Annotated in this window: 6 protein-coding genes; 2 read left to right on the top strand and 4 right to left on the bottom strand. The window is 75.1% G+C overall.

The features are described from left to right. Positions 1 to 193: 193 nt before the first annotated feature. Together FOE67_RS10715 and FOE67_RS10720 are read left to right on the top strand one after the other, a co-directional pair. Positions 194 to 967, top strand: coding sequence for a class I SAM-dependent methyltransferase (locus FOE67_RS10715; protein ID WP_182662957.1), 774 nt, complete (start codon positions 194 to 196; stop codon positions 965 to 967). Between the two features lie 232 nt (positions 968 to 1,199). Then, entirely contained in the window at positions 1,200 to 1,601 is a 402-nt protein-coding gene (locus FOE67_RS10720; RefSeq protein WP_182662959.1) for an SCO2097 family morphological protein, read from the top strand. A gap of 364 nt (positions 1,602 to 1,965) precedes the next feature. Here the strand turns inward: FOE67_RS10720 and FOE67_RS10725 are convergent, their stop codons facing one another. From FOE67_RS10725 to FOE67_RS10740, 4 genes are all read right to left on the bottom strand, one after another. Beyond that, entirely contained in the window at positions 1,966 to 4,350 is a 2,385-nt protein-coding gene (locus FOE67_RS10725; protein ID WP_182662961.1) for a transglutaminase TgpA family protein, read from the bottom strand. A gap of 212 nt (positions 4,351 to 4,562) precedes the next feature. Then, a complete protein-coding gene (locus tag FOE67_RS10730; protein WP_182662963.1) occupies positions 4,563 to 5,846 on the bottom strand; it encodes a DUF58 domain-containing protein in 1,284 nt (427 codons plus the stop codon). Next, the gene (locus FOE67_RS10735; RefSeq protein WP_182662965.1) at positions 5,843 to 6,850 is read right to left on the bottom strand and encodes an AAA family ATPase; all 1,008 of its coding nucleotides are present in this window, start codon (positions 6,848 to 6,850) and stop codon (positions 5,843 to 5,845) included. Before FOE67_RS10735 ends, FOE67_RS10730 begins: the two co-directional genes overlap by 4 nt. A gap of 312 nt (positions 6,851 to 7,162) precedes the next feature. Continuing rightward, positions 7,163 to 7,732: a beta-class carbonic anhydrase gene (locus tag FOE67_RS10740; RefSeq protein WP_228473749.1), complete on the bottom strand. Its 570-nt coding sequence runs from the start codon at positions 7,730 to 7,732 to the stop codon at positions 7,163 to 7,165. Positions 7,733 to 7,754: the final 22 nt, after the last annotated feature.

Raw genomic sequence — 7,754 nt, forward strand, 5'->3', positions numbered from 1 at the left:
GCGAGAGGTGTATAAGAGAGACAGCCTCCGCCCCGCGCGACCCGCCGTCCGCCCGTTCGCCCGCCGGGCGGGCCCCGGGGTCCACAGGCCATAAGCTGGTGACACGCCCGACCGGCCGTACCGGTCGCGCCGGCCGACCCGACCGCCCGGTCGAACGTCGCGCCCGTCGCCGAGCCCCGAGGAGCCGACCCGGATGTCCCCCGAACCGACCGCGCCCGGCCCGCACACCACGTTGCGCACCGGAGTGGTCTGGGAGCTGCTGGAGGAGGCGATGGAGCGGCGTGTGGCCGCCACCGGCCGGTCCGAGCTGACGGTCCTCGACGCGGGCGGCGGCAGCGGCAGCCTCGCGGTGCGGGTGGCCGCGGGCGGCCACCGCGTGACGGTCGTGGACCCCAGCCCCGACGCCCTGTTCGCCCTCAGGCGCCGTGCGGCGGAGGAGGGCGTCGCCGAGCGGATTCGCGGTGTCCAGGGCGACACCGGTGATCTGCTGGAGGTCGCCGGGGACGGCTACGACCTGGTCCTGTGCCACGGGGTCCTGGAGTACGTGGAGGACCCGGCCGCCGGGATGCGCGCGATCGCCCGTGCCCTGGCCCCCGGCGGGATCGCGGGGGTGCTGGTCGCCGGTATGGGGGGCGCGGTCCTCGCCCGGGCCCTGGGCGGCCGTTTCGCGGAGGCCCGCGCGTTGTTCTCCGACACCTCCCCGGAACCGGATCCGGTTCCCGGCGGCGCCGTCCCGCACCGCTTCACCGAACCGGAGCTCACCGGTCTCGCGGAGACGGCCGGTCTGGTCCCGACGGCGGTCCACGGTGTGCGGATCTTCGCCGACCTGGTGCCCGGCGCGCTGGTGGACAGCGAGCCCGACGCGCTGCGCGAACTCTCCCGCCTGGAGCGGGAGGCGGCCTCCCACCCGGCCTTCCGGGCGGTCGCCGCGCACCTCCACCTGCTGGCCGCGAATCCCGCCGCGTGACCGCTTTCACGTCCCCCCGCGATTGCCCTTCCCGCCCCGTATGATCGGTGAAAGCCCCCCGGCATGAGGCGGGCGGAGCGCGGGAAGGAGCACCACACCCCCGAAGCCGGAGTCCCGACGTCGCGTCGGGGCGAGCCGGTTTCCAGGGGCGGGTGTCACCGTGAGAAATCCCCACCTATCCTTGGAAGAGTCGGATCCGGTCGCCACCGCGACCGACGAGTAGGAGGACTCCGTGCCGCTCTCGGAGCACGAGCAGCGCATGCTCGAGCAAATGGAGCGAGCGCTGTACGCCGAAGACCCGAAGTTCGCGACAGCGCTCGAGGGAAGTGAGCTGCGCACGTACACCCGCAAGCGGGTCTACCAAGCGGCCGTAGGTTTTCTGGTGGGCATCGCGCTCCTCATGGGCGGCATGGTCGCCCAGCAGGTCTGGCTCAGCGTCGTCGGCTTCCTGATCATGCTGGGCTGTGCGGTGCTCGCCGTCACCGGTTGGAAGAAGCCGGTGGCGGGTCCCGCCCCGCAGCAGGGGCTCGGCGGCCCGCAGCCCGCGGCCGGGCAGGGGCGTGCGGCCAAGCGAACGATGATGAACCGCATCGAGGACCGGTGGCAGCGTCGGCGGGACGAACGCGAGCGCTGAGCCGGCGGGATTCCGGGCCGGCGTCGTGAACCCGACGCCGGTACGCGGTGTGCCCGCCTGCCCCCGAACCGGTCCCGTCCACCCGTGACGGCGCGTGTGGGGGGTCGTCCCCGTGATGGGGGACGGCCCCCCACACGCGCCGTCGTCGTATGTGCTCTCTCCGCGCCGGGGCCCTCCCCGCCGCGGAGTCGGGCACGACCCGATCCGGCCCCGGCCCGCCCCTCGGTCCGGGGCCGGGCCCCGGTCGGCGGGATCCTCCGCCCGCGCCCGCCGCGGCCGGCCGTGCCCCTCGTCCGTCCCCCCGGCCGGGCGGTGACGGCCCGGGGCCGGGCCCCGGCGACCGGGAGAAGGGCCCCTTCCCGGCTCAGGACCGGGCGGGCCGGGGGAGGCGCCGCAGCCACTGCGTCGCCGCCATCCGCAGCCGCCCGCCCCGCTCGGCCCACCGCGCCGCGATCTCCCGGTGCGGCCGGGGTGTGGAGGCGGGCAGCACGGCGGCCCGCAGCCGTATCCATCGGCCCGCTCCGGCGGTCAGCCCGGACCGCACCGACCGGGCCCGTTCCCCGGCGTCGTCCTCCGTCGCCGCGGTGGGGGAGTACAGGGCCCGTTCCACGTCGTCCACCAGGCGGCGCAGGGCCACGGCCGGCTCGCCCTCCAGGCCGCCGAGCCGGGCGATGCGTTCCGCCGCCCGCCGCGGGGTGTCCCCGGGCAAGGGGGGGATGCCGAGGTCGCGGGCGGTGTCCACCACTTCACGCCAGGCGGCGGCCGGTCCCGCGCCGGGCGCCAGCCGGCGGGTCCGCAGCCGGGCGCGGAGCAGACGCGGCACGCCGGCCGCGGCCAGCAGCAGCACGGCGATCACCCCGACCCGCAGCGCGGCCCCCCCGGCGGGGCTCCCCCCGGCGTCCTGCGGACCGGGCCCGACCGCCGTCGGGTCCTGGCAGGAACCGGGGTCCGCCACGGGATCGCACCCCTCGGGGTCCGCGGCGCTCTCCTCCGGCCTGGTCGGATCCTCACGCGGCTCGGCGCGGTCCGGGTCCTCCCGGTCGGCCTCGGAGCGGTCGGCGCCCGGCTCCCGCTCCGGGCGGGTGTACTCGGGCGCGCTGCCCTGGCCGGGTGTGGGCTCGAACCGTGTCCAGCCCACACCCTCGAAGTACAGCTCCGGCCAGGCGTGGGCGTTGTGCAGCCCCACCGAGTAGGTGCCGTTGGCCGCCCGGGTGCCGGGGGTGAAGCCCACCGCCACCCGACTGGGGATCTCCAGGGACCGGCTCATCGCCGCCATGGTGAACGCGAAGTGCACGCAGAAGCCCTCCCGGGCCTCCAGGAACGCGGCGATCGCCTCGTTGCCGGTACCCGACTCGACCCGGGTGTTGTAGCGGAAGCCGCCGTCCCGGGTGAACCAGGTCTGCAGGGCCAGTGCCCGCTCGTAGTCGTTGCCGGCGCCGGCGGTGACGGTGGCCGCCGCCTCCCGCACCACCTCCGGCAGGTTGTCGGGCAGGGCGGTGTACCGCTCCCACAGTTCCCCGTCGGCCGTCGGGGGTGCGGTGGAGAGCTGCTCGACGGTGGGGGAGAGGTCCCAGTGCTCCACCCGGTAGGTCATGTTCGCGGAGCTCTGCCCCCGTCGGGCGGAGACCAGGGTGGTGGACTGCGGGTCGTGGGCCCACTCCCCCCGGGCCTCCACCAGCGTCGCCGGTACCGGGACCGGCAGCGAGGACTGGGAGTAGCCGGGTTCGGTGGTGATCCGGGTGGACACCGGCTCGGCCGCCACCCCCGGCGCGAGGCCCTCCACCGGCCAGGGCGCGGGCGGCGGGTCCGGGTCCGGCACGACCGAGGAGGTCCAGCGTTCGCCGTCGAAGGAGTCCAGTGCCACCAGCCGCAGGTACATGTCGGCGTTGCGCTCGGCGGTGGTCTCGTAGCGCAGCACGGTGCGGTTGCGGGGACGGTTGAGCTGGTCCTGCAGGGCCACCACGGGATTGACGGAACCGAAGTCCTCCCGGCCGCCGGAGCCGGAGCCGGCGGCCCGCGCCGGGTCCAGCAGGCCGGGTCCCAGGGCGGGCAGCACCAGCGGCAGCGCCACGGCGGCGCCCAGCGTCATCACACCGATCCGGCGGCCCGCGTCCGGACGGGGCGGCCGGCCGGTCTCGCCGGTCGTGGCGCCCCGGGTCCCGAAGAAGCGGCCCCATCGGCCCACCCGGTCCCGGCTCTCGGTCAGGAGCAGCACCAGGAAGCCGGCGGCGGCCATCAGGAAGTGGCCGATGCCGCCCCCGTCCCGGGCCACCCCGGAGGTCACGGAGTACAGGGCCAGCAGCGGAAGCCCCGCGGCGGCGGCGGACCGCAGGGTCACCGCCAGCAGGTCCACCAGCAGGCCGATGAGGAGCACCCCGGTCAGCAGGATCAGGCGGATGCCCTCGGTGAGCGGCGCGGGTGCCGTGTAGTGCCCGATGTCCCCGCCGCCGGAGGCGAAGAGGGCACCGAGCCGTTCCAGGGCCTCCGGGCCCGGCAGTATCCCCAGCACGGCGTGGTCGGGGGCGGTCACGGCGGTCAGCGCCGGGAGGGTGACGGCGAGTTGGCACAGCAGGACGGCGGGGCCGCCGAAGCCGAGGCGGCGGGCCAGCACGCCGGTGCCCGTCTGCACCGCCAGCAGCAGCGCGATCGTGAACAGCCAGCCGGTCCCCACGATGAGGGGCAGCAGCGCGGCGGAGGTCGCCAGGGTCGCGACCCACGCGGCGATCGCCATCCGACTCGATGCTGCCATCCGAGTTCCCTTCCGCCTTCCGACCGGTGACGCCGCCCGGGGCGGCGTCACCGGGAACCGTCGTTCCCGTGCCCGGTGTCGTTCGTGTGCGCCCCGTGCCGTGCACCGGGGGCGGTCTCCCCGGCGGGCCCCGCGCCCCGGCCCGGGGCGTCGGGCCGGGACGGTACCCGGTCCATGGTCCCGGGTCGCGCGGCGTTCCCGGCTCCCGGCGGTCAGCCGGCGGCGGCCGCGGGGGGAGCCGCGGCCCGCAACCAGTCGTCGGCCAGGGGCGTTCCGGCCTCCCGCGGCACCACCGTCCAGCCGGCCTCGTGCAGTTCACGGTGTTGCCGGCGCTCCACGATCTCCTCCTGCCCGCCGGCGGCCACGAAGGCGACGGAGGAGGTGTGACGGGACCGCAGGCGCTCCAGGTCGTGGTGCCGGCCGACACGGACCGCGCCGAGGAACGCGATCAGCAGGCCGTCGCCGGGCGGTGTCGGGACGGCGGCCAACTCGGCGAAGTCGGTGTGCTCGGAGTGGTCGATCCGGGCGAGGGCCTCCATGATCGCCGTTCCCGTCTCGGCCGTGCCCTCCGCCGGGCGCGTGCCCGAACCGGGCAACTCCAACCCCGTGTCGGTGATCAGCCGTACCGCCCACCCGCGCTCCAACAGGTGGGCGACCACCGACGCGGCGTCACCCACCGCGGTCTCGAACGGGGAGCCGGGCCCGGAGCCCTTCCACGCGGAACCGCGGGTGTCGAGCAGAACCGTGCACCGCTCGCGGTGCGGCTGCTCCTCGCGCCGCACCATCAGCGTCCCGTGGCGGGCCGTGGCCCGCCAGTGGACCCGGCGCAGGTCGTCCCCGTGCCGGTAGCCGCGCGGGATGACGTCGTCGTCCCCGGCGAAGGAGACGGTGCTGCGGACGGGGGTCCCCACCCCGCCGCCCTCGCCGCCCGGCAACACGTCGGGCAACGATTCGGTCGGCGGCAGCACCGTCATCACGTTCCGGGCCGAGAAGGAGCGGTTGAGCTCGACCATCCCGAAGGGGTCGGTCAGGCGCAGTTGCAGCGGTCCCAGGGGGTATTCGCCGCGCAGGTCGGAGCGCACCCGGTAGGAGACCTCCCGGTGCCCGCCGGGTTCGATGCGGTCCAGCACGAACCTCGGCCGGGGCCCCAGCACGTAGGGCACCCGGTCCTCCAGCAGCAGCACACCGGTGCGCGCGCCGCGTCCGGTGCTCTCCACCCGAAGGTGCACCCGGGACTCCTCGCCCGCCACCACCCGCTCCGGGGTCAGGCGGCGGGACGCGGCCACCCGGCTGCGCCCCAGGTGCAGCACCAGCACCGAGAGCACCGGCAGCACGGTCAACAGCGCCCCCACCCGCAACAACTCGGACTGGCCCAGCAGGTAGGCGCACCCCGTCGCCGCGAGCCCCGCCGCCAGGAAGGACCGGCCGCGGGTGGTCAGACCGGAGAACGCGGTCCGCAGCGACCCGCGCCCCCCGGTGCCGCCGGCCCGCCTCACCGGCCCCGCACCCGCGCGGAACCGATGGAGGGCAGGTGCTCGCTCGGCCTCAGCGGCCGACGTCCCTGCGGCCGGGACGGCTCCGGCACCGGGGTGTGGTGCACCAGCTCCGTCATCAGCTGCTCCACACCCTGCCGGTCGAGCCGGGAGCGGGTGGTGGGCATCAGCCGGTGGGCGAGGACGGGCACCGCGAGATCCTGCACGTCGTCCGGGAGGACGAAGTCCCGTCCGGCCAGTGCGGCCGCCGCCCGGGCGGCGCGCAGCAGGTGGATGGTGGCCCGCGGCGAGGCACCCAACCGCAGGTGGGGGTGGTCCCGGGTGGCGCCGACCAGGTGGACGGCGTACCGTCCCACCGCCTCCGAGACGTGGATCTCCCGCACCGCCCGTATCAGTTCGAGGACGTCCCCGGCCCCGGCGGTCGGTCGCAGGTCCCCCAGGGGGCCGTCACCGGCGCGGGCGTGCAGCATGCGCCACTCGGAGTCCGGGTCCGGGTAGCCCACCGAGGCGCGGGCCATGAAGCGGTCCCGCTGGGCCTCCGGCAACGGATAGGTGCCCTCCATCTCCACCGGGTTCTGGGTGGCGATGACCATGAACGGCTCGGGCAGCGCCCTGGTGGTGCCGTCGGCGGTGACCTGCCGCTCCTCCATCGCCTCCAGCAGCGCCGACTGGGTCTTGGGCGAGGCGCGGTTGATCTCGTCGCCGATGACGATCTGCGCGAAGACGGCACCGGGCTTGAACTCGAAGTCCCGCTGCCGCTGGTCGAAGATGCTCACCCCGGTGATGTCGGAGGGCAGCAGGTCGGGGGTGAACTGGATGCGGCTCACCGAGCAGTCGACGGAGCGGGCCAGCGCCTTGGCCAGAACGGTCTTGCCGACGCCGGGGACATCCTCCAACAACAGGTGGCCCTCGGCGAGGAGGACGACCAGGGCGAGCCGGACGACCTCCGGCTTGCCCTCGATGACCCTTTCCACGGAGAGCCGGATCCGCTCGGCGGTCGCGCTCAGCTCCTTGGGGTCGGGCGGGCCCGCCGGGCCCGGGGGGTCCCCGCCGGCACCCCGGGGCTCCCCGTCACCGGTGAACGCGCGCCCCCGGTGATCGGGGTGTTCCCGGTGCTCGGTTCGTCGTCCCGGTGCGGGGTGCCCCGGATGCCCCGGGTGCCCCGGGTGGTCGTCATAGGTCGTCACCGACCCTCCTCGCCTGCCTCGCCCCCGACCGGTGCGGGTCGACCGGCCCGGATGCCCCGAAACGCCCGGCACCCGTGTGGTACCGGGCGCATGCCCTCCGACAGGCATTCTTCACACATTCGCTCCGTCGCGTCATGGGGCTTCGGGCGGATCGACCTCCCGCAGCAGGCCCGTGGTGACGTCGAAGACGAACCCGCGCACATCATCAGTGTGCAGGAGGAAGGGGGAGGTGCGTACCCGCACCATGGACTGCCGGACGTCCTGGTCGAGGTCCTTGAAGCACTCCACGGCCCAACTCGGGCGCTGTCCCACCTCCATCTCCAGCTCGTGCCGGAAGTCCTCGGTGAGGTTCAGCAGACCGCATCCGGTGTGGTGGATGAGGACCACCGAACGCGTGCCCAGCGCGCGTTGGCTGATGGTCAGCGAGCGGATGATGTCGTCCGTGACCACGCCACCGGCGTTGCGGATGGTGTGGCAGTCGCCCAGTTCCAGGCCGAGCGCGGCGTGCAGGTCCAGGCGGGCGTCCATGCAGGCGACGATCGCCACCCGCCGCACGGGGCGGGCGTCCATCCCGGGATCCCGGAAATCCTGCGCGTAGAGGCGGTTGGCCGCCAGCAGGTCGTCGGTGACGTTGCCGCCGGGGCCACCGGTACCGGTGGCGCGGGCGGTCTCGTTGGGCTGAGTCGTGACCTTCTCCGTCATGGCTCCGACCGTAGTACGGGGG

The sequence above is a fragment of the Streptomyces calidiresistens genome, assembly GCF_014141525.1.
Lineage (GTDB): Bacteria > Actinomycetota > Actinomycetes > Streptomycetales > Streptomycetaceae > Streptomyces > Streptomyces calidiresistens.

What these genes read in the sequence shown, in the direction of transcription:
- FOE67_RS10715 (WP_182662957.1), top strand. Translation starts at nt 194, where the DNA reads ATGTCCCCCGAACCGACCGCGCCCGGCCCGCACACCACGTTGCGCACC.
- FOE67_RS10725 (WP_182662961.1), bottom strand. Translation starts at nt 4,350, where the DNA reads ATGGCAGCATCGAGTCGGATGGCGATCGCCGCGTGGGTCGCGACCCTG.
- FOE67_RS10740 (WP_228473749.1), bottom strand. Translation starts at nt 7,732, where the DNA reads ATGACGGAGAAGGTCACGACTCAGCCCAACGAGACCGCCCGCGCCACC.